At 41.3% G+C, this 23,451-nt stretch carries 14 protein-coding genes and 1 tRNA gene; 14 read left to right on the plus strand and 1 reads right to left on the minus strand.

All coding sequences use genetic code 11. The features are described 5' to 3' along the window. Positions 1 to 147 precede the first annotated feature (147 nt). Both B4F91_RS07505 and B4F91_RS07510 read left to right on the plus strand, forming a co-directional pair. Positions 148 to 223 (plus strand) — tRNA-Glu (locus tag B4F91_RS07505). Between the two features lie 417 nt (positions 224 to 640). Further along, entirely contained in the window at positions 641 to 907 is a 267-nt protein-coding gene (locus B4F91_RS07510) for a DksA/TraR family C4-type zinc finger protein (protein ID WP_024034161.1), read from the plus strand. A gap of 37 nt (positions 908 to 944) precedes the next feature. Here the strand turns inward: B4F91_RS07510 and gloA are convergent, their stop codons facing one another. After that, the gene (gene gloA / locus B4F91_RS07515; protein WP_004589277.1) at positions 945 to 1,343 is read right to left on the minus strand and encodes a lactoylglutathione lyase; all 399 of its coding nucleotides are present in this window, start codon (positions 1,341 to 1,343) and stop codon (positions 945 to 947) included. Positions 1,344 to 2,282: 939 nt separating this feature from the next. Between gloA and B4F91_RS07520 the strand changes: the two genes are divergently transcribed. The 12 genes from B4F91_RS07520 to B4F91_RS07575 all read left to right on the plus strand — a co-directional run bounded on the left by B4F91_RS07520 (position 2,283) and on the right by B4F91_RS07575 (position 23,122). Then, positions 2,283 to 3,161, plus strand: coding sequence for an NAD(P)-dependent oxidoreductase (locus tag B4F91_RS07520; protein WP_024034160.1), 879 nt, complete (start codon positions 2,283 to 2,285; stop codon positions 3,159 to 3,161). 146 nt (positions 3,162 to 3,307) lie between these two features. Next, a complete protein-coding gene (locus tag B4F91_RS07525) occupies positions 3,308 to 5,566 on the plus strand; it encodes a chondroitinase-B domain-containing protein (RefSeq protein WP_286939077.1) in 2,259 nt (752 codons plus the stop codon). Between the two features lie 2 nt (positions 5,567 to 5,568). Then, positions 5,569 to 7,788, plus strand: coding sequence for a heparinase II/III domain-containing protein (locus B4F91_RS07530; RefSeq protein ID WP_414704605.1), 2,220 nt, complete (start codon positions 5,569 to 5,571; stop codon positions 7,786 to 7,788). Positions 7,789 to 7,793: 5 nt separating this feature from the next. After that, positions 7,794 to 8,138: a cupin domain-containing protein gene (locus B4F91_RS07535; RefSeq protein WP_004589273.1), complete on the plus strand. Its 345-nt coding sequence runs from the start codon at positions 7,794 to 7,796 to the stop codon at positions 8,136 to 8,138. Between the two features lie 3 nt (positions 8,139 to 8,141). Next, complete coding sequence (locus B4F91_RS07540; protein ID WP_024034157.1) at positions 8,142 to 9,449, plus strand: MFS transporter; 1,308 nt, start codon at positions 8,142 to 8,144, stop codon at positions 9,447 to 9,449. Positions 9,450 to 9,507: 58 nt separating this feature from the next. Beyond that, positions 9,508 to 10,440 (plus strand): sugar kinase, encoded by a 933-nt coding sequence (locus tag B4F91_RS07545; RefSeq protein WP_286939078.1) that lies wholly within the window; start codon positions 9,508 to 9,510, stop codon positions 10,438 to 10,440. Between the two features lie 64 nt (positions 10,441 to 10,504). Further along, positions 10,505 to 11,122, plus strand: coding sequence for a bifunctional 4-hydroxy-2-oxoglutarate aldolase/2-dehydro-3-deoxy-phosphogluconate aldolase (eda, locus tag B4F91_RS07550; protein WP_286939080.1), 618 nt, complete (start codon positions 10,505 to 10,507; stop codon positions 11,120 to 11,122). Between the two features lie 13 nt (positions 11,123 to 11,135). Further along, positions 11,136 to 12,218, plus strand: a complete 1,083-nt coding sequence (gene fbaA / locus B4F91_RS07555; protein WP_024034154.1) for a class II fructose-bisphosphate aldolase — start codon at positions 11,136 to 11,138, stop codon at positions 12,216 to 12,218. Further along, the gene (locus B4F91_RS07560) at positions 12,215 to 13,177 is read left to right on the plus strand and encodes a class 1 fructose-bisphosphatase (protein ID WP_154945891.1); all 963 of its coding nucleotides are present in this window, start codon (positions 12,215 to 12,217) and stop codon (positions 13,175 to 13,177) included. The genes fbaA and B4F91_RS07560 overlap by 4 nt, the downstream gene beginning before the upstream one ends. A 525-nt stretch (positions 13,178 to 13,702) precedes the next feature. After that, positions 13,703 to 16,438: a poly(beta-D-mannuronate) lyase gene (locus B4F91_RS07565; RefSeq protein ID WP_286939108.1), complete on the plus strand. Its 2,736-nt coding sequence runs from the start codon at positions 13,703 to 13,705 to the stop codon at positions 16,436 to 16,438. A 78-nt stretch (positions 16,439 to 16,516) separates the two neighbouring features. Next, on the plus strand, positions 16,517 to 19,564 hold the full coding sequence (locus B4F91_RS07570; protein ID WP_264390216.1) for a TonB-dependent receptor: 3,048 nt from the start codon (positions 16,517 to 16,519) through the stop codon (positions 19,562 to 19,564). A gap of 600 nt (positions 19,565 to 20,164) precedes the next feature. Continuing rightward, entirely contained in the window at positions 20,165 to 23,122 is a 2,958-nt protein-coding gene (locus tag B4F91_RS07575) for a TonB-dependent receptor (RefSeq protein WP_286939084.1), read from the plus strand. The last annotated feature ends 329 nt before the right edge of the window (positions 23,123 to 23,451 follow it).

Here is a 23,451-nt window from a genome sequence, read left to right on the forward strand (position 1 = left end):
GGCCTAGGACACCGCCCTTTCACGGCGGTAACAGGGGTTCGAATCCCCTTGGGGACGCCACTTACTATTTATAGTAGGGTAGTGTTATTAATAAAACTCGCCTGAAACGAGTCAAACCATTCAGTTGTCCTAGTGACACTTTTTAGTGTCCCCATCGTCTAGAGGCCTAGGACACCGCCCTTTCACGGCGGTAACAGGGGTTCGAATCCCCTTGGGGACGCCACTTACTATTTTAGTAGTGTATAAATCTATAACTTCCTCAGCGCTATCCAGTGCATTAATTTCTACCGCTTATCCGTTAAAATTTTAGTTTTACACTTTTAATTTTCTTCAATATCTAAAAACCTATCTATTTAATTAATAATCACCTACGTATAATTTCTTTGGTTTTCAAGACCGATCCGCAATAATAATTATTCATTTACAGTGATAAATTTTTTGCTAGCTGCGTTAAAAATACATACTTATAACTGCATGTGTAGATAAAATGGATAGCACAACTAAATTTCAAATTACTCTTAACCATATTTATTCATCCTTTAAATAGCTCAATCAATAAAGCCTGTACAAAATATTCAGCATTTATAAAGCGCTGTGCTGCTAACCTTTTAGCTTAATTTCTTATTATTAGGAGTTAATTATGGCAAGTGGTTGGGCGCGTGATGGCGCAATTCAAGATCAAATCGATGCAAGTGTTAACGATGCAGTGCAATATGCAAGGCAAAATTTAATCTCAGGCGCGAGTGCTGAATTCTGTGATGAGTGTGATTGTGAAATACCACAGGCACGCAGGTTAGCGCTGCCAGGTGTTAGGCACTGTGTGGCGTGTCAAAGCGAGCTTGAGGCTAAAGGCAAAGGCGTTGCTGGCGTAAACCGCCGAGCAAGTAAAGATAGCCAACTAAGGTAAAGGTGCGACTAGGCACCTTTTTGATAAATTTTATTCCCTAGTGAGCTTTGTTTTTCTTTTTCTGAATAAGCTCAATTGAATAGCCATCAGGGTCTTTCACAAAAGCAATTTCTGTTGTGCCACCTTTTACTGGCCCCGGTTCTCGACTGACGTTTCCACCAGCGGCCTTTATGTCGTCACATGCCTTGTATATATCGTCAAATTCAATAGCTATATGGCCATATGCATTACCAAGATCGTAGCTATTTTCATCCCAATTATAAGTAAGCTCTAACACAGTATTACTATCCTCTTCACCATACCCTACAAAAGCTAATGTATAACGATACTCTTCGTTGTCAGAACGGCGTAATTCTTTCATTCCTAAAATCTGTGTATAAAAAGAAAGTGACTTTTCTAAGTCGGCTACACGCAACATTGTGTGTAATAAACGCATTTAGGTTACCTCTGTGAGTTTAAATTTAAATAGGTGTGGAGCATAGCGTCTTTATGGAGTATCCATAACCGCATTGCAAAGGCCAGAGCCTGCCATATACCTAGGGGCTTATTTTACCTCAACTGTGAACAATAAGTTTATATTAACCAGCTATTTGCGCACTCATTGCGTCAAATTTACTTGCAATAAGCCTAGCTATTGCCGCGCAAGTGGCTTTGCCTTCACTGAAAACCTCGGCTTGTGAAATAAATTAAAATATCAGTACGATTTAATACGTAAGTAAACTTCTTAACCTGAGTTCGGGCAATTTAAGCTAAATGTGGGCAAGGCTAGGCATTTACAACCACGGATTGCCATAATATTAGCACACTAAATTAGTGGTTTTACCAACAATGGGTTAGTGCACAATGTAATTATAGCCACGCTATTTATACGAGTTTATAAAGTTGTTGCACTTATTGGTCAACCTATTTTTTATTAAGCTCTAACCAAAGAAGGGAAAAGTGAGTGGAATTAATTTGATTTCCATACTACCTATAACTAGTTGTTTATTATTGTTATTTTGTTGATTTGAAATAAATTGTAAATTACCTTGGTTTACAAAGTTAACTTATTGGTTGACAAGATTGGTGTATGGTAATACAGTTTTTGCATACCAATTGGTAAGTTGCTTGGTTTTAGCTTCTCCAAGGTATTAATAAATAATCAAAGCAATGCTAAGCATAACGAAATAAATACGTAATCGGTCAACAATATACAGCGTGTAATCACTCTGTTTTTATTCGCTCAAATGGTAATAACGCGGCGGGTTACTTATTCAAACGAACATGCTCAGGGTTACTTTAGCAAATTGAATTAAACGACACAGCGTACCTATTTATGGGGTAAATCATTACTCGTACTCATAAAAGCACGCGCCATCATATTTAGGAGTTATTCATGTCTAAACCAGTAATCGGTTTTATCGGCCTTGGCTTAATGGGCGGCAATATGGCCGAAAACTTACAGAACAAAGGCTATGAGCTTATTGTTATGGATTTAAACAAAGATGCGGTTGCTGCATGCGTTAGCAGAGGCGCAAAAACAGCAAGCACTGCAAAAGAGCTTGCACAAGGTGCAGACATAATTATGTTTTGTTTAACAACATCAGCAGTTGTTGAAAAAATTGTGTACGCAGAAGATGGCATTTTAGCGGGTATTAAAGAAGGCGCGGTATTAATTGATTTTGGTACATCAATTCCTTCATCTACTAAAAAAATTGGTGCTGATCTAGCCGCTAAAGGCGCAGGCATGATTGACGCACCACTAGGGCGTACTCCAGCCCATGCTAAAGACGGCCTATTAAATATTATGGCAGCGGGTGATATTGACACCTTCAATAAAGTTAAACCTGTACTTGAAGATCAAGGCGAAAACGTATTTCACCTAGGTGAGCTAGGCGCAGGACATACAACTAAGTTAATCAATAACTTTATGGGTATGACCACGGTATGTGCTATGTCACAAGCGTTTGCTGTAGCAGACAAAGCGGGTGTAGACCGCCAGCAACTATTTGACATTATGTCGACAGGGCCTTCTAGCTCTCCATTTATGCAATTTTGTAAAAACTACGCGGTAGACAATGTAAGCGACCTTGGTTTTTCAATTGCCAATGCAAACAAAGATTTAGGCTACTTCCTACAAATGGTTTCAGACCTTGGGACTGAATCAAAAATTGCTGAAGGGTCATCTGCTAACTTACAAGCGGCATTTGATGCAGGTATGGGGCAAGGCAACGTACCAGAAATTTTTGATTACTTTAAAACTCTAGAAAAGTAATACCGACAACATTGGGTGCTTTAACGTAGTTAAAGCACCAAAACACACACAACATCAATTGGCTAGATTTAACCTGCTTTGTGCAATGAGTGCAGCATTACTATTGATAAGGCATTACTTCCGGTCACACTGAAAAAGAGTTATCTATGCGTTTAATTAATATAATAAAGCTTAGCCTAGTTCTTATTGGGTGCACATCCACACAATTGGCAGCCAAAGATTATTTTGTAGACACTAAACAAGCTTTTCAAGAAATCTCTGACAAACTCGTTGCCGGCGATAAAATAACTCTCAAAGACGGTACGTGGTCTAATTTCGAAATTTTATTACAAGGCCAAGGAACCAAAAACGCCCCTATAAAGCTTACAGCGCAAACCAAGGGTAACGTTATTTTATCAGGGCAATCTAATTTAAGACTGGCGGGTTCGTATTTAGAAGTGTCAGGGCTTGTATTTAAAAATGGTTATACGCCTAGCTCAGCCGTTATTGAATTTCGTAAAAATAAAGATGAGCTTGCTACTCACTCCCGCGTAACACAAGTCGTTATCGATAACTACAATAACCCCGATAAGCGAGAATCAGACTATTGGGTAGCTCTATATGGTAAACACAATCGTTTTGATCACAGCCACTTAGTAGGTAAACGTAACAAAGGCGTTACGGTTGCAGTAAGGCTTAATAGTGAGCAAAGCCAACAAAACCACCATCAAATTGATCATAACTTCTTTGGCTATCGTCCTACTTTTGGATCTAACGGCGGTGAAACACTGCGCATTGGTACTAGCCACTATTCATTAAGTGATTCATTTACCGTAGTTGAAAACAACTACTTTGAACGTACTAACGGCGAAGTAGAAATAATCTCGGTTAAATCAGGGAAAAACCAAATCCGCAATAATGTGTTTTTTGAATCTCGCGGCACACTAACGTTGCGCCATGGTAATGGCAATATTATAGAAGAGAACGTTTTCTTTGGTAACGGTGTAGATCACACAGGTGGCATTCGCATCATTAATAAAAACCAAACAGTAAAAAATAACTACTTAGAAGGTTTAACAGGCTACCGTTTTGGCAGTGGTTTTACGGTTATGAACGGCGTACCTAACTCACCAATAAATCGCTACCATCAGGTAGAAAACGCGACAATTGAAAACAATACCTATGTAAATGTGCGTCATATACAACTTGGCGCAGGTAGCGATAGTGAGCGAAGCGCTGCGCCAATTAATAGCGTAATGAAAAATAACCTTATTATTAATCAAAATGGCGAGCAGCCTTTTACAACCTTTGATGATGTAAGCGGTATTAAATTTAGTAAAAATGTAGCTAATACCCAGGTATTAAAAGAGTTAAATTACGGTGTTAAACAGCAAAATGTAACACTAACCAGAGCTAGTAACGGTTTACTGTATCCTGAATCAAGCAAAATTAGTGCAGGTGCTAAACGCGGTTTAAAGGTGCTAAAAAAGGCCGATACCGGCGTTAGCTGGTATCCAAAAACAGAGCAAGTTGTGGCATTTGATACGGGTGAAACTCACCAGGTTAAAGCAACTGCAGATGCCTTACTTAACGCAATCAATGCAGCCCAAACGGGTGATGTATTAGAGCTTGCAGATGGTCAATACGATGTATCTAAACTCGTTAAAATAACAAAAGTGCTTACCATCAAGGCTAAACATACTGGTAAAGCTAAGCTGACCTACCAACGCTCCACCTTATTCGAAATTCATGATGGCGGTAGCTTAAAGCTAGATGGTTTAGTTATCTCGGGTGAAAACGCACCTGATGCCATTAATAATAGTGTGGTACGTACTAAAAAGTGGGGCATGGTTGATAACTACCGCTTTGAAATACACAACTCACAATTAACTAATCTTGATATTAATCACTCATTTCACTTTTTTGTAACGGGTAAAGGGGCTATGGCAGATGAAATCACGTTAGTAAATAACACCTTTAAAAATGTAACTGGCGATATTTTACGTCTTGATACCGAAATAGAAGACTTAGGTATTTATAACGCAGAGTATGTAACACTTAAAAACAATACCTTTAATGAGGTAGCCGGTGGCGTCGTTAAGTTATACCGAGGGGGAAGTGATGAAAGCACCTTTGGTCCGCATTTATTAATGACCAATAACACCCTAACTAAAGTAGGTTTAGGTAAGCGTAACAAGGCGCAAGCGAGTGTGTATGCGCACGGTGTACAAGTCACAAATATTGTAAGCAACGTATTTGAAAAATCGGCACCGATTAAAATTGAGCACACGGTTGGTGAGCCAATAACAGCCATTACAGATAACACCTTTGATGCAACTCAAGCGCCAAGCGTAAAAGAGTTACGTGTAGCGGGCCCGCACACGGCAACGATTAAAAATAACAACGTTTTAAATAAGGTGAACTAACAATGATGAATTTAACCCAAAATAAGTCATTATTTAAAACGCTGGGTGTTACTGTAAGTGCCTTAGTTTTATCGATAAACGCCTACGCAGCGCATCCAAATTTGGTAATAACCAATGATGATGTAAAGCAAATGCGCCAAGCAATTAGCAACAATGAACAGGGTAAGTTTGCCAACGCATTTGCAGCGCTTAAAGCACAAGTGGATGAGCAAATTAAAAGCCCTATAACAGTGCCTGTACCAAAAGACGGTGGGGGAGGGTATACCCACGAACGACACAAAAAAAATTATCAGCTTATGTATAACGCCGGTGTTATTTATCAGCTTAGCCAAGATGATAAATACGCTCATTACGTACGTGATATGTTGCTTGAGTATGCCAAATTATACCCAACACTTGATGTACACCCTAAGCGCAAAGTTAAGTCGCAAAACCCAGGTAAACTATTTTGGCAAAGCCTTAATGAGGCCATGTGGCTTGTTTATACCATTCAAGCATACGATTTAGTGCATGATGCGTTAAGCGCCGCTAATATTAAAACCATCGAAAATGACTTACTGCGTCCAGTATCGTTATTTTTATCACAAGGCCAGCCATCAACCTTTAACAAGGTACATAACCATGGTACGTGGGCTACAGCCGGTGTAGGCATGGCAGGGTATGTGTTAGATGAATCTGAGTGGGTCGAAAAGTCTCTTTACGATTTAGATAAATCGGGCGAGGGTGGCTTTATTAAGCAGCTAGACATGCTGTTTTCGCCACAGGGCTATTACAACGAAGGTCCTTATTATCAACGCTTTGCACTACTTCCGTTTGTTACCTTTGCTAAAGCAATTGAAAACAACGAACCGCAGCGAGACATTTTTGAATATCGCGATGGCATATTACTTAAAGCCATTGATACTACTATTCAGCTAAGCTATAACGGTTTATTTTTCCCGATAAACGATGCAATTAAAAGTAAAGGTATAGACACAATAGAGCTGGTACACGGTGTAACAGCCGCTTACGGTTTAACACACGATACTGGTTACTTAGATATAGCTAAAAAGCAAAATCAAATAATACTCTCTGGCGATGGCCTAAAAGTGGCTCAAGCGCTGGATAAAAATAAGCAAACTCCTTATGTATTTAAATCGGTAGCATTTGGCGATGGTAACGATGGCGAGCAAGGGGCGTTGGTAGTAATGCGTACGCAAACTGGTGGCGACCAAGCACTTTTATTTAAACCTGCCGCGCAGGGTTTAGGGCATGGACATTTTGATAAATTAACATGGCAGTTTTACGATCATGGCAATGAAATTGTGTCTGATTATGGCGCTGCACGTTTTTTAAATGTTGAGGCTAAATACGGCGGCCGTTACCTACCAGAAAACGAAACTTACGCAAAACATACCGTGGCACACAATACGGTTGTGATTGATGAAACCTCGCATTTTAATGCAAATGTTAAACTGGGTAATAACAATCATCCTACGCTTAATTTCTTTGAAACAAACCAATACGGAACGGTGTCAAGCGGGCAAATAAGCACCGCTTACAAAGGTGTTGAGCTTGAACGCACGTTAGCGTTAATTAATTTACCTATGCTTGAAAGAACGCTTGCAGTTGATATTTTTAATGTGACTGCAGATTCCTCCCATAAAATTGATTTACCACTGCATTACAAAGGCCAATTAATTGATACCAGCTTTGAGTTACTTGGTAACACCAAAAGCTTAGCTGCGCTGGGTGATAAAAATGGCTATCAACATTTATGGTTAAAAGCACAGGCACAACCAGATGAAGGCCTAGCAAAGGTAACGTGGTTAAACGACAACGGCCGTTTTTATACACAAACTAGCCTAGTGAAAGGGGATGAGTCTTTCTTATTTACGCAAATAGGGGCAAACGATCCACACTTTAATCTTCGTAACGAAAATGGCTACATTCGCCGCGTAGAAGGTAAAAAACAGCATAAATTTATTTCAGTACTTGAGCCTCACGGTGAATACAACCCAAGTAAAGAATATACCCTAGAGGCTGTTAGCCGTGTATCGTCACTTAAGTATGACGCGCAAGAGCACTTAGACCTAATTGAAGTTAAAGTAAAAAATAATACCTATTTGGTTGCTATCAACAAAGCCGATAAAGCAGCTAAACACACATTCACATATCAAAATAAAGCATTCACCTTAAATGGCCGCCTTGGCGTTTATGCGATGAAGAATAATCAGGAGTAAACAGGATGCAAAAGCAAAGTGCACACTTTTCATTTGGTAACGAAACCGAGATTGAAGATTTAGGTAATGGCTTAAAACGCCAAATGCTTGGCTATAACGAAGAGCTAATGGCCGTGAAAATTTGGTTCTCAGAAGGGGCTATTGGTTATAACCATGCACACAGGCACTCGCAAGTAACGTATGTGGTTGAGGGTGAGTTTCACTTTAACATTGATGGCGTAACTAAAATCTTAAAAGCGGGTGATAGCTGTTTTATTCCTCCTTTTGCTGATCACGGTGCAACGTGCCCAACTGGCGGTATACTGATTGATACCTTTAGCCCAGCTCGTGAAGACTTTCTTGAGGAATAACCTATGAAAATTCAAGGCTTACGCTGGTGGGTTATAGTGCTAATTGCACTTGCTACCATTATTAACTACATCGACCGTCAAGCGCTTAGCGTTTTATGGCCAGACATTGTGGAAGAGATGTTCCCTGATGAATCTGCGTTAGAGCGTAAACAAATTTACGCTAATATTTCTATAGTATTCGTATTTGCTTATGCATTTGGCCAGGCTATTTTTGGCAAAATTTTTGACTGGGTTGGCACGCGTTTAGGTTTTGTGCTTTCAATTGGTGTGTGGTCATTAGCCACTGTTGCCCATGCTTTTGCACAAGGGGTGCTTAGCTTAAGTATTTTTCGTGCAATTTTAGGTGTAGCCGAAGCTGGTAACTGGCCCGGTGCAGCTAAAGGTAATGCCGAGTGGTTCCCAACTAAAGAGCGTGCTTTAGCGCAAGGTATATTTAATTCTGGCGCAGCCATTGGTGGCATTATTGCTATCCCGCTTATTGCTTATTTAACCGTGTATTTTAGCTGGCAAATGGTGTTTGTATTTGTTGGTGCCTTAGGTTTTTTATGGTTAGTTCCTTGGATTATATTGGTAAAAGCGCCTCCAGGCTCTCACCCTTGGATAAGTGAAGAAGAGCGTGAGTACATTCTTACCGGACAAAGACGCGTTGATGATAACGGTGATGTAACAAGCGATGACGAAGAAGAATATAACCCGTCTACAGGCGAGTTACTCTCTCGTAAGCAAAGCTGGGGCGTAATTATAGCCTCTGCAGCTATCGACCCTATTTGGTGGTTATTTGTTTTTTGGATACCAATTTACTTAAACGAAGTGTATGGCATGGATGTTAAAGCGATTGGTATTTATGGCTGGGTTCCGTATGTAGGCGCTATGTTTGGTGCTTGGTTTGGTGGCTTACTTGCCCAAAACCGCCTCAAAGCAGGTTGGAATACCGATAAAACACGTAAGCTGACCATCACATTAGGGTGTTTAATTATGTTGCCGGCGCTGCTTGCAATGGCAAACCCTGGGGAGCCAGTAATTGCGGTACTTATTATGGCTGTTATTTTATTTGGTTTTCAAACCGCTATTGGTAACGTGCAAACCTTACCAAGCGACTTACTGGGTAAAAAAGCGGTAGGTACGTTGTCGGGCTTCTCTGGCATGGCCGCTAAATTAGGTGCTGTAGGCCTTACGTCATTGGTACCTATTTTAACAGCGGATGGTAATTATACACCGGCGTTTGTGATAGGCGCGTCTTTAGCAATTATTGCAATGGCAGCTGTATGGATCTTAATTCCAAAAATTGAACCATTGAAAAAGCCTAACTAATTTGTTGGCAATGGCTGTGTTTCTCACAGCCATTTACTACCTAAGGTAAGTGATAATAATGAAAAATATTTACTTTATTGGCGAGTGCATGATTGAGTTAAGAGCGACTGTTCCCTCTACATTGCATCAGTCATTTGCAGGTGACGTATACAATTCGGCAGTTTACTTAAAGCGTTGTTTCCCACAAATCACCACCTCAGTTATTACCGCTTTAGGGGAAGATAACTTAAGTAAAAAAATGCGTGAGCGTTTTGCAAGTGAGCAACTAAATACAGACTATGTATTTGCTCATAACAGTAAAGTCCCAGGTATGTATTACATAGAAACGGACGAGCAAGGCGAGCGCAGTTTTATTTATTGGCGGGATGATTCAGCAGCCAAAAAGGTGGTTGAATTTATCAGCCCTGAGCTTGTTAAGCAGCTGTCATCGGGTGATATGTTTTTCTTTTCGGGTATTTCTTTAGCCGTAATAGAAGAGCAAGCAAGAGCGCAGTTTTGGGACATAGTAAAGCAACTTAAAGCCGCGGGTGTAAAAATAGTATTTGACCCAAATTACCGTGCGCGACTTTGGGATAACGTTGAGCAAACTAAAGCGCAATACCATAGTGCATTTAGCCTAGCCGATATTACGTTACCCGGCGTTGAAGACTTAGAAACGCTTTACAACGTGCAAAGTGTAGAAGAGGTAATTGATTATTTGGCTCCGTACAACATTAACGAAATTATAGTAAAAAACGGCCCCGATTCAGTCGTTACAAAAGAGGCTAATACAGTGCAAAGCCACAGTATTACGCCGGTTAAAAACGTTGTTGATACAACCTCCGCAGGCGATGCCTTTAACGGCGTGTATTTAGGAGCGCGCTTAGATGGGCGCCCAATTAGCGAAGCGGTTAAGCTGGGCGCGCAGGCTGCCGGCGCTGTTATTCAGCAACCCGGTGCTATTGCACCAAAAGATGTATTTCAACAAGCCATGGCAAAATCAGGTCTCTAACTGGCTAATTTACTCAATTTATAACACTAAGTAGCACGATTACTTAAAATAAGGGAAATAACGCATGACTCGCTTTTCTGAACTAATGGCAGGGCAAACTCTGCTACCTATAATTCAAGCAGGCACGCCAGAGCAAGGTGTAAACATTGCTAAAGCAATGGCAGAGGCAGGCCTAACTTTGGTAGAAGTTGTTCTTAGAACAGATACATCAATTGATGCGCTTAAAGCCATTAAAGAACAGGTTCCACAGCTAAAAGTGGGCGCAGGCACCGTTATTAACGAAACAATTTTAAAGCAAGCGCTAGAAGCAGGCTCAGATTTTATAGTTACTCCCGCTGTATCGCCTACACTATTAAGTGAGCTGGTTAAGTGTAACGTGCCAGTATTGCCAGGTGTATCAAATACCGGCGATATATTAATGGCGCTTGAGTATGGTTTTGAAGAGCAAAAACTCTTTCCTGCTTCACTGGCTGGTGGTGCGCCGTTTGTCTCTGCTGTCTCATCTGTATTTCGTGCAGTGAGCTTTTGCCCGACTGGCGGTGTAAGCGAAAAAAATAAAATGGATTACTTGTCGTTAAACAATGTATTTGCAGTAGGCGGTACCTGGGTTGCTAAAAAAGAATGGGTAGCGCAGGGTAATTGGCAAGCCATTACAGACTCTTGTATCGAGGCTTTAAAATAGCAAGGAGCAAAAAATGAATTATTTAGCCCCAACCATTGCACCAGGCGTTGTTGTTGGCGATGAAGTAAGCGAAGTGTATAAACACGCACGAACGCATCAGTATGCATTGCCTGCTGTAAACGTGGTGAGCACATCGTCAATTAATGCCACCTTAGAGGCCGCAAAAAAAATGAAGTCGCCGGTCATTATTCAACTATCTAATGGGGGAGCGCAGTTTTTTTGTGGTAAAGGTTTAGCACTAGAGGGCCAGCAATCTGCCGTTGTTGGGGCAATAAGTGCTGCACAGTATGTGCATAACGTGGCGAAACACTATGGCGTTGCTGTCATGCTGCACACAGATCACGCAGCAAAAAAACTACTGCCTTGGATTGATGGTTTATTAGATGAAGGCGAAAAGTATTTTGCACAAACAGGCAAGCCGCTTTTTTCATCGCACATGATAGACCTGTCAGAAGAGCCACTGGAAGAAAATATAGAAATTTGTGAGCGTTATTTAGCGCGGATGGCAAAAATAGGCATGACACTTGAAATAGAGCTCGGGTGTACCGGCGGAGAAGAAGACGGGGTTGATAACTCGCACCTCGACAGCTCTGCGCTTTACACTCAACCAGAAGATGTAGCCTACGCCTATGAGCGACTTAGTAAAATAAGCCCTAATTTTATCATTGCTGCTTCTTTTGGTAACGTCCACGGCGTATACAAGCCTGGCAATGTGGTATTAACACCTACCATATTACGCGACTCGCAAGCCTATGTAGCTGAAAAATTTAATTTAGAGCATAACGCTATTAATTTTGTATTTCACGGTGGGAGTGGCTCTGAGCACAGTAAAATTGCTGAGTCGCTAACCTACGGGGTGGTAAAAATGAACATTGATACCGACACCCAATGGGCGAGTTGGAACGGGGTATTAAACTACTACCAAGAAAAACAAGGCTACTTGCAAGGCCAAATTGGTAACCCTGATGGCGAAGATAAACCCAATAAAAAATACTATGATCCACGTGTGTGGTTACGTCAGTCGGAGCAGCATATGGTGGCTCGCCTGATCCAATGTTTTGACGACCTTAATTGTGTGAACAGGTATAGCGCATGAAAAGACTGAATAAAGTATTAAAGCAAGATGGGGTTGAAACCGACCTTATTATGTTAATTCGCACGCTATTAGCAACCACAAAAGAAATAGCGTTTAGAGTAAGCCAAGGTGAGCTTGCGGGTGTTTTAGGCTCTACCCTTAACGAAAATATCCAGGGCGAGGTGCAAAAAAAGTTAGATGTCATTGCCAATCAACTGTTAAAAGATACCTTAATTGATGATGATCTTGTAAAAACAGTGGCATCTGAAGAAGAAGATAATGCAGTAGGCGCCCACCCTGATGGTAAATATATTGTGGCATTTGATCCCCTTGATGGGTCATCAAACATTGATGTTAACGGGCAAATAGGCACTATTTTTACCATTTACCCAGCAAAGGTAGATGTGCCCTACGATAGTGATGAGCAATTTAATCAACCCGGTACTAATCAGGTTTGTGCAGGCTACGTGCTGTATGGGCCATCGTCGTTACTAGTAATGAGTACAGGTGGGCCAACCCGCTGTTATACACACGATTTAACCCACGGTGGCTTTTTACTTACAAAACCAGAGCTTGCAGTACCGAGTAAAAGCCGTGAGTTCTCGGTTAATATGGCAAATTACCGATACTGGGATGAAGCAACACAAGTTTACTTTGATAAATTACTGTATACATCAGAAGAATTTGCTAAAAGCTCAATTCGCTATAATGCAGCCATGGTTGGCGATGTGCACCGAATTTTATGCCGTGGCGGGGTATTTATGTACCCGCAAGATACGCGCGCGGGTAATGAAAACGGTAAAATACGCTTACTTTACGAAGCTAACCCACTGGCAATGCTCACTGAAAACGCAGGCGGTATAGCCACCTCTAAAGGCATGCGTATTTTAGATATTCAGCCCGATGAGCTGCATCAGCGTGTGCCTGTTATTTTAGGCTCTAGTGAACCTGTGACTTACTTTAATTCTACGGTTTATTAAATCTGACTAAGGCCCCAGTACAAAAGGGCGGTTATTGTGCCCTTACGCCTTTTAAATAAAACGTAAGCCACTGCTGACTAATAGTGAGTTAAACGCAGTGGCTACGTTATTTTATATACACACCAAAAATTCATATCTATAGGCTATTACAGTTAAAGCTTTACGCCTGTATTTTCCACCCCTCCATTCTTTATGTGCTTATCGCGCTACGTAACAATTAAGAGTAATTCTTTCGGTAAAACCAATTGTTCATAAAGGTTGCTTGTTTATCTATTCGTGAAATTAATATTGGTAATAACGCTGCGTTATTAGATATAGACGTAAGTTAACTTTCAGTTAATAAAATATGATGAATTTTGAACGAATATAGTGGTAAAAGTGTTTTTATTATGCTTATATTACCAAGTTGGTTAACAATGAAGCGTAAAAATAAAATAATTTGGTAATAACACACTGGGTATTTGGTAAATCACACATAACACCTGCTAAATACTAAACCACACAATTAAGGAGAATAGAGCCATGATGAAATTAAAACATTTTGCATTATGTGCTGTTGCAGCTGCCATTATAGGTTGTGACACGGATTCAAATAATAATAACAACACATTGGGCTCTATTGCTCTATCAGGCACAGCGTTAACGGGCGAAACATTGTCGACCAGCGTGAATGATGCCGATGGTATTTCTGGCGAAGTAAGCTACTACTGGTACGCCGACGGACAAGTTATAAGTGGCGCTAATGACGCAACTTTTACATTAACAGATGAGCAAATTGGTTTTGCAATTACAGCACAAGCACTTTATACAGATGACAGCGGTGTTAATGAGTCACATTTAAGTGAGCCCACCGATGAAGTGTCAGCTATTCCTTTTGCGGCCACGGTAGAAATTAACGGTGATGCAATTATAGGTAATGAACTAAGTGCTAATGTAGCGGATGAAAATGGTTTTGATCCGGCGCTTGTAGCATATACATGGTTTGCAGATGATGTTGAAATTGCCGATGAAACCCTAGCAACCTACACTATTACCGAATCGCAACTAGGTAAAGTTATAACCGTAAATGCAGCATTTGAAGATAACAGAGGCTTTGCAGAGTCAGCTACATCAAATGCCACAGCGCCAGTAGAGCGTGCAAATTCAGAAGGGTCGGTGGCTATTGTTGGCACACCTACGGTGGGTAATACACTTACAGCCGAAATAACAGATGAAGATGGCGCAAGCGGCACAATTACTTACCAGTGGTTTGCTGATGAGGTTGCAATTAGTGGTGCCACGCAAAGCACTTACGTTGTAGATGAGTCATTATTAGGGCAATTTATTACCGTACAGGTTACCTACACGGACGATCACGGTTTTACCGAAGACAACCTTTCTGAGGCAACCATTGCTGTTTCTGCAGAGGCTGTAGATGAAGCGGGTAGTATCACCATCTCAGGGGCTACGCCTTATTTAGTGACTAGCGAATTAACCGCTGAAATTAGCGATAACAACGGGGTAGATGAGCAAAACGTTACTTACACTTGGCTTGCTGATGGCGTTGCAATTGCAGATACCAACAGCAAAACATTTACGCCAACTAATCAAGCTGGCGCGATTATATCGGTCACTGCGAGCTATACCGATAACGATGGCTTTTCAAGCACAATTACGGGCGCCGCCGATACAGTAGTGTACACGCAAGTGATAAGCGATGCGGATGCGCTATTAGGTGCTATTAATGCAGGGCTCGGTGATGGCGATGTGCTTGGTTTAAATACCGGTGTATATGCCGATCTTGATGCCATTATGCTAACCAGCGCAGCAACACTTAAAGCTGTTGAAGGACAAAGCCCGGTAATTAGTGGCGAGCTTTGTATTCATGTAGCCAGTGGGGTTGATGGCGCGGGTATTGAAGGGCTTACATTTAAAAATATTGATACTAAATCGGGTGGCTTTTGTGAAACCGAAGAAGATGCCGTTATTTATTCTGAGGGTGACAACTTCACATTTACACAAAATACTATCGATGGTGAAGCAGAGACGTTAAATAACTCTACCTACCATTGGTTAATGCTTAAAGGCGACGCCGCAATGGTTGAGCGTAATACCTTTGCCAACCGCGATAAAGCAGAAAATGGTTCGGTGATCAAAATGTCTTCATCGAGCACTAACCACGTTATTCAATATAACCTTTTCACAGGTACCAGCAGCAACCCAAATTTTGGTAATTCTAGCCTGCACTTAATTAACGCAGGTAGTACAACAGGTACAGGCTCTGCTGATGATGCAAACTTTACTATTCAATATAACCGAGTAGAAAACTTTGTTACAGGCCGACGCTTAATGCGCGTACAAACCTCTGGCGCGACGATTAAAGGCAATACCATTTTAAATCCTAATGGCGGTATTTCGCTTGAAGATGGTGGATTTAATACGGTATCAGACAACATTATTATTCGTACCACTGATATTGCAAGTTCAAGCGATCGTCCTGCTGGCGTGCTAGTTACGCCTTTAGGTCACACTGTAAGCAATAACTACATCGCTGGTATTCGTTCAGGTAATAAAGAAGCCGGTGGTATTGTATTTACCGCTAACCCATTTTCACAAGCTGATGGCGGGGTGCCAAATGGAGGTAACCAAGCTGTGCTTGATGGCGCAGGCGACTTTACCCTTAATGTGACAAACAATACGGTACTTAACTCACAGCAACCATTTGTATTTAGTACAGAAATAGGTTCAAAGGCACCTGTTGGAGATTGTGATGAGCTTACCGCAGAAAATGCACCTGTACTGTATGGTTTAACTAAAAATGCGTTTGAAATTAACTTCAACGGTAATTTAAATGCTAATGGCGTGGGCGATCAAACTGATGAAGACACCATTGAAAGCAGCGCGCTTGTTTATGGTTTCTTTTACCCTAACGAGCTGTCGAGCGATCACTCTTTTGAATACGACTGTGACCTAATTAACCATACTGAATCACTGTTCTCTAACAGCTTTGGCTTTAGTGACAGTTATGAGTCGGGCGATGCGAGCGACCTTTGGGTTGATATTAGAAACGTAAATGGCAATGGTGAATACGACACCGATGGCGCTATTGACCAAAACCCAGAAGCAAATGGTAAAGAAATCCCAGAGTTTGTCACTGCTACAAATACGCTGCTTGAGACTGACTCAAATGGAGCACAAGCCTTAGCAGGTGCAAGAAACTTATACTACATCCAAAGCACTGATGTAGGTGCAGGCTCTACGTGGGTGGCACAAGATGAATAAGCCCACACTGCACATTATTAATACTTATAAAAATAGCAAACTACGCACAACACACACAATGATAAAGGAGAACGCGGCATGTCGTTAAAAATGGATAGAAGACGTCAACATTCTACAAACAGCTCTGTTTGTAATCATTTTGCACTTTCACCTGCTGCTAAGTTAATTAGAGCAAGTTTACTTGCAGGTATGGCAGGCTCATTGTCATTTAATGCTTTTGCTCAGCAAGAAGCCCAAGAAAAAGTGACTGAAGTAGAGCAAGATGTAGAAATCATCAGCGTTACAGGTACTCGTAGAACCATACAAGATCAAATTGCAATTAAGCGTGAGGCAACAACGGTTGTTGATGGTTTATCTGCAGAAGATATTGGTGATTTACCCGCGCTGTCAATTGGTGAAGCGCTTGAGTCGATTACCGGTGCCGCATCTCACCGTGAAAACGGGGGCGCTACCGAAATCACCATTCGTGGTTTAGGCCCATTTTTAAGCGCAACCCATATTAATGGCCGTGAAGCTACTAATGGTAGTGGTGATCGCTCGGTTAACTTTTCACAGTTTCCATCAGAGCTTGTAAAAAAGGTCGCTATTTACAAAACCCAAGATGCTTCAATGATTGAAGGTGGCGTAGCCGGTGTGATAGCACTTGAAACGATTGCCCCGCTAGATTACGGCAAACAACGCGTACAAGGCGAAGTAAAACTAAATTACAACCCAGATGAAAGTAATGTAGAAAACTCACTGCAAAGTGATACAGGCTATCGTGGTACGTTTAGTTATGTTGACCAATTTGAGTTTGCCGATGGCCAAGCAGTGGGTGTGTCTTTTGGTGTGCAGCGCCAAGATATTAGCCAACCAGAAGCAGAGTACAGAAGCTCAAGCCCATCGGGCTCTTCACTTTGGGCATGTTTAAATGACCCAACTAATACGAATGAAGGCTTTTACAGAAGCAGCGCAGGTGATTGTGAAGACCAAGTAAATGGTAGTAACAATCAAGGTTATCAAACAAACATCGACCCAGAAACAGGCAAAGCCGAAAGCGATGGCACTCCATACGCATGGACAGGTAGTAGCCGCAGCTATCGTCAAAATGAAACCTCAGATGAGCGTGATGCAGTATTTATTGCAATGCAATACCAGCCGTCGTCTGAGTGGGATGTTAACTTTGATGCACAAATCTCTGACAGAACACAAAGAGAAGCACGCCACGATTTAATTTTTTTACAAAAACGCGCAACACCTGGTTTAACAGGCCCAACGCTTGTTACTAACGATGTAGGCGGAATTTTACATTGGGAAGGTGAAGAACGTATTGAATCGGCGGGCGAGCAATTCTCACGTGAAGAAAACTACCAAGGTTATGGTATTAATATTGAGCACACGGTAACCGACCGCCTTACTGTAAATCTTGATTTAGCGTATTCAAAAACTGAGCGTGAAGAGCTACAAATTTCTAACCGTGGTAGAACCGCAGACCGTAATTTGTTTAGCTGGGATATGGGCGATGAAATTCCTCACTTCACGTTAACGGACTTTGATGTAACTGATATTTCTAACTTTACAGATAGCTTACGTACACGTTTAGACCGTGAAAATGTTCGCGAAAACGTAGTTAAATCGGCGCGTATTGATTTTGACTACGCGTTAGAGGGCGATATATTTACCAGTATTGAAGGGGGTATTAGAGCCTCAGAACTAAGCTTTATACAGTTTGGTGGTAGCCAAGGTAATGGGTCTCGTACTGAGTACACGATAGGCGATGACTCAGCATTAGAGATACTTCAAGGCTGTCAAATTGACTTCCCAGAATCTGACTTTTTATCTAGCGTATCGGATGGCAACTTAGTAACAAATGTAGATAGTAGCGGTAATGTAATAAGCTCTGGGACAGGTTCTTCGTGGGCGACCTACGATAACGTGTGTTTCTCTCAAGCTGTAGCGGCTACAGACACTGATTATACAGGTGAATTTGGTTACCCTGATGTTGAGTACGAAAATGCCGGTACCATAGATGTTACTGAAAAAACCACCTCAGTGTACTTAATGGCAAACTACGACACCGAAGTATTTGGTAAGTTTATTCGTGGTAACTTCGGCCTACGTATAGTTGATACTGATGTAACCTCGGTAGGCTTTAGAACAAATTACACTGTAGATGTAGATGAAACTACAGGCGCTGTAACCCTCGATGTAGGGGATTCACTAGAAAGAACCGAAAGCGGCGGTGGCTATACCAAATACTTACCAAGCTTTAACTTAGTAGTTGATTACAGTGAAGATATTTTACTGCGTGCGGGTATTTACCGTGGTATGTCACGTGCTGACCCATCTGATTTAGGCTATGATCGCGACTTTGTAACAGACGATCAATCTGTTGCGCTATCGCTTTCTGACTTATTAACCGTAGATGGTTCAGGTAACCCTGATACTCAACCATTAATGTCATGGAACTACGACTTAGCCTTTGAATGGTACCCTAATGAAGATTCTATTTTAGCACTAAGCCTATACTACAAACAGTTCCAAGGTGGCTTCCAGCAACAAACTGTAATTGAAGACTATGTGGTTGGCGGTGAAACGGTATCATTACCAGTGACAAATTCGGTAACAACCGATAATGATAGCGATATACTGGGTTTAGAAGCATCGTTCTCGTACCGTTGGGATAATGGTATTGGTGTAAAATTTGGCTATAACTTTGCAGATACTGACTTTGAGTTTGAAGATAGCTTATATGGCGATACATACGTTACCGACCTAGATGGCAATACTACTCAATTAACTGCCGGTATTATTGAACCTGGTTCGGTGCCGGGGTTCTCAGAGCATGTATTTAGCAGCCAACTGTATTACCAAATTGGTGACTTTGATACGGCCATTATTTATAAATACCGTAGTGAATACTTCCAACCATATACCAGTAATGGTACCCGCTTACGTTATGTTGATGCCGTAGGTGTATGGGAAATGCGTGCATCGTATAAAATTAACGAGCACTTTAGAGTTAAAGCTGAAGCCATTAACTTGTTTAGCGCACCTAAGTCACAAGACTTCTTTGTGGAAGATAACCTAGGTGAAGTAAACGATTACGGCCCACGTTTATTCTTAGGAATGAGCTTTAAGCTATAACACAAAACCAGTGATCCCCACTTTAAAGCCCAATTAGCGTATGCCGCTAATTGGGTTTTTTTGTATGTGTGTGGGCTATTAAACCTAAGCTTTTTGAATCGCGGCGTACTCTCTTAACTAAATCTTGGCTAAACCTTTTTACCTAAAGCGCAGCATTACTAAACTCAGTTTTAGTAACGCTGCGTTATTGGCAGCGAATTAGTTAGCCAAAAGTCTACTATCTTTATCTTGGTTGACCAATTAATTCGGTAAAAGCGGCCAAATATAAAAATAACGCGGTATATATAAAAAAAATATATCGAGAAGATTGAGGAGGTTTTAATCTATTTTTGTGTGTTATTTAACCTTGATTGAGATTTAAAAGCACATTAAATACAAGTGGTTATATTATGGTCAGTAATAAAAGTATTTTTGTCATGCCGAATTGGCTTTTATTGGTAATGACTGTTTTTGCTTTTTTTACAGAAAATGGTTTGCCAATAGGTTGACCTTTGGTGCTTTTGCTGTAAATATTAAGTTAACCATTTAGACAAATGGTAAGGCGTTTAATAAAAAATATATAGCGAGTTACACATAGCACTGACACACACAGGAAAAACTATGAATCACAAGTTATCAAAAATTACGCTAGCAGTTATATCTGCCACAGCATTAAACCTTTCTATGTCCACACACGCACAGGAAGCCAAGCCAATTGCAGAAGATGATGTAGAGATCATCGAAGTATCTGGCATTCGTCAATCACTTACTAATGCACTTGCTGAAAAACGCTCTGCAGATAGCCTAGTTGAAATTATTCAGTCAGAAGATATTGGTAAATTACCCGATCAAAACCTCGCTGAAGTATTAGAAAACGTAACGGGTATTCAAATTACACGTCAAGCGGGTGTAGGCACAGGTGTACAAATTCGTGGTACCGATGCTAACCGTACCGAAATTAACGGTGTATCAACGGTGGGCTCAGGCTCTGGTCGAAGTGGTATTAGCTTTGAAGATGTATCAGCGTCAATTATTTCAAGTTTAGAGGTAATAAAGTCGCCTGAAGCGAAAACAATAGAGGGCTCTGTAGGCGGTACTATTAACCTTAAAACGATTCGCCCACTGCATTTAGGTGAGCAGCTAGCCACTATTAGAGTGCAAGGTGAGCACAGTAGCTTAAGCACTGATAGCGGTTTGCAACCACGTTTTTCGGGAACTTTTGCTGATAACTGGGAAGGTGATTACGGTAAATTTGGTGTGTTAGTGAGCGGCAGCTACGCAGAGCAAGATGTAACGGCATTTCGCCCACGTGCAGATAGAGATAACATTATCACTGCAGATAGCGGTGTAGCCAGCGCTCAGTCTTTTGACTTTTTACCGATTCAATTTTTTGTACAAGATTACGATAACTACGAATACGAAACTAAAAACTTTGTAGGTACCATTGAATGGGCGCCAAACGACAACACAAAGTTTTATTTTGATGCTGTGGTTAACGATCAAGAACGTCGCCAAGAAAGCTCTCGTGTACAGGCTTCTGGTGTAAGTGCGCTTAATGATATTTCGGTTCCTGATGAATTTGAAACCGTAAACTTAGGCTCACTTGGCGGTACCAACCTTGGGTCTATTCAAGCGGCCTTACGCGGTGTCATTCCGGTTAATTTAGAAAACGATGATGACGATCCTAACCTTCGTTTTTCAAGTGATACAAACTCGCGTGTTACCGATAGTAATATTTTTAGACTCGGTGGCGAATGGCAAGGCGATAAGTGGTTTGTTAGTGCTGAAATTGCTTCGTCATCTTCAGATACAACTACGCCTAGCTTTAATACAACGCTTAACTTTATTAACCCTAATGTGCCGTTAGATGCTGGTGGCGGTAATGATAATAGTGTGCCGTTTGAGTATGACTTATCAGGTGGCGCATTGGCATTTGGTATTGCAGAGGGGGCAGAGTACGCGCCAACGGTTGAACAACTACTAGACCCTGCAAATGTAGTGCTACGTGATGTAAATATTGGTCAAGATACGGTTGAAAACTCTGAAGATGCGTTTCGTATTGATTCAACTTATTACACAGACTCAATTGTAACCTCTATTGATTTTGGTTACCGCTACAGTAAATCACAAAGCAAACAAAACGAAATTACCTCAAGCATTGGTTTAAGAACCATGGCTGATAGCCCTACAGGTGATTTATTTGCCGACTTATTAGTGGCAGGCCCAGATAACTTTAACGAAGCTGATGGCCGCTCGTTATACATAGGCGACTTTTTACTTATTGATCCAGAGCTTGTGGCCTCAGACCCTGATGCGGTACTTGCCACATTACAAGCAGCGATGACTGCGCATGGTTCAAGCAAAACATTAAATGCACCTACTTCAAGTTCTGCAGGTTTTTTTGATATAGAAGAAATCACCCATGCGCTATATGCACAAGCTAACTTTGAGTACGAAATGGTACGCGGTAATATTGGCGTACGTTACATTCAAACAGACGTAGAGTCTACGGGTAACTCGGTTACTCAAGATGGTAGTGGTAATGAACTGGTAACGCGTATTACCAATGAATCTGACTATGACTTTATTTTACCTCGTTTAAACCTTGTGGCTGATGTATCAGAAGATGTACTTGTACGCTTTGGTGTTGGTAAAGATATTCGTCGCCCTGATTATAACGACTTATCAACGTCTATTACTTACAGCACAAGCCCAAATGACGAAGTTGAATTTGGTAACCCAGCACTGAAACCTGAAGAAGTACTGTCTTACGATTTATCGGCAGAGTGGTATTTTGCAGAGGCAAGTGTATTTAGCGTAGGTATTTTTCATAAAACACGTAAAGACTTACACGTAAATCAGTTAACCTCGCCAGTTGAAGACCCTGTAACAGGGTATCGCGACTTAACAGACCCATGTGAAGGTGGCGGTATATTTAACCCCATTGCAGATATAAACGTATTTGGCCCTGAGAATGGCCGTGGCGTATGTGTTGGTACAGAAACAAAAGTAAACGATAGTGGTGAAACTACCCAAAAAGGGATTGAGTTTGCCTTTCAATATGACCTATCAGGCTTTGAAAAAGACCTAGGGTGGGCTTCTGGTTTTGGTGTGCTAGCTAACTATACAATTCAAGAGTTCTCAGGTGGTGAAACCGAAAATTCAGCAACCTCAAGAGCAAGTAATGTATTTGCAGCAACCACCGGTACGCCAGGTATTGAAGTAAGTGAAATTCAAGGCTTACTTAACCTTTCTGAAAACGCGTATAACTTTACGCTGTACTACGAAAAATTTGGCCTATCAGCACGTATGCGTTACACGTGGCGTGAAGGGTATCGTTCAAATGACTTTGGTAGTACGTCTAGCTTCCCTTGGGGTTTCCCAGTGGTACAGGAAGACCGTGGCCAGCTTAATGCAAGTATTAGTTACGATGTGAACGAGCAACTTAATATTGGCTTAGAGGCAGTAAATATTACTGAATCTGAAATTAGCCAATCATGTGTAAACGAAAGCGCACTATTGTGTTTCCAAGGTTTAACTGACCGTCGTATTACACTGGGTGCAAGTTACCGTTTTTAAAAAGTATGTTGAGAGTGTGTAGCCTTTGAACGGGCACTAAAAAGCAAGCCACATGGCTTGCTTTTTTTTGACCTTAATTTAGCCGCAGTTAGGTGGTTAATAAAGGGCCCTGGTTCTTTGTGTTGGGGGTAAAAATGCACCTGTTTGCAAAAAATAAAGTGTGTGTTGTATTACTTGTTGGCTGTAGCGCATTCCCGTGTGGCTTACATCAAGGGTAATAAAATCACGCATATTAGTAGGGCGTGTTGGTATTTGATGGTTGAATTTGCAGCAGTGTGTTTGGTTTTTAGGCAAGGCAGAGCCTGTGAAGTGTGGTTATTCCCCATAAA

Source organism: Pseudoalteromonas sp. UBA6610, assembly GCF_002433295.1.
Lineage (GTDB): Bacteria > Pseudomonadota > Gammaproteobacteria > Enterobacterales > Alteromonadaceae > Pseudoalteromonas > Pseudoalteromonas atlantica.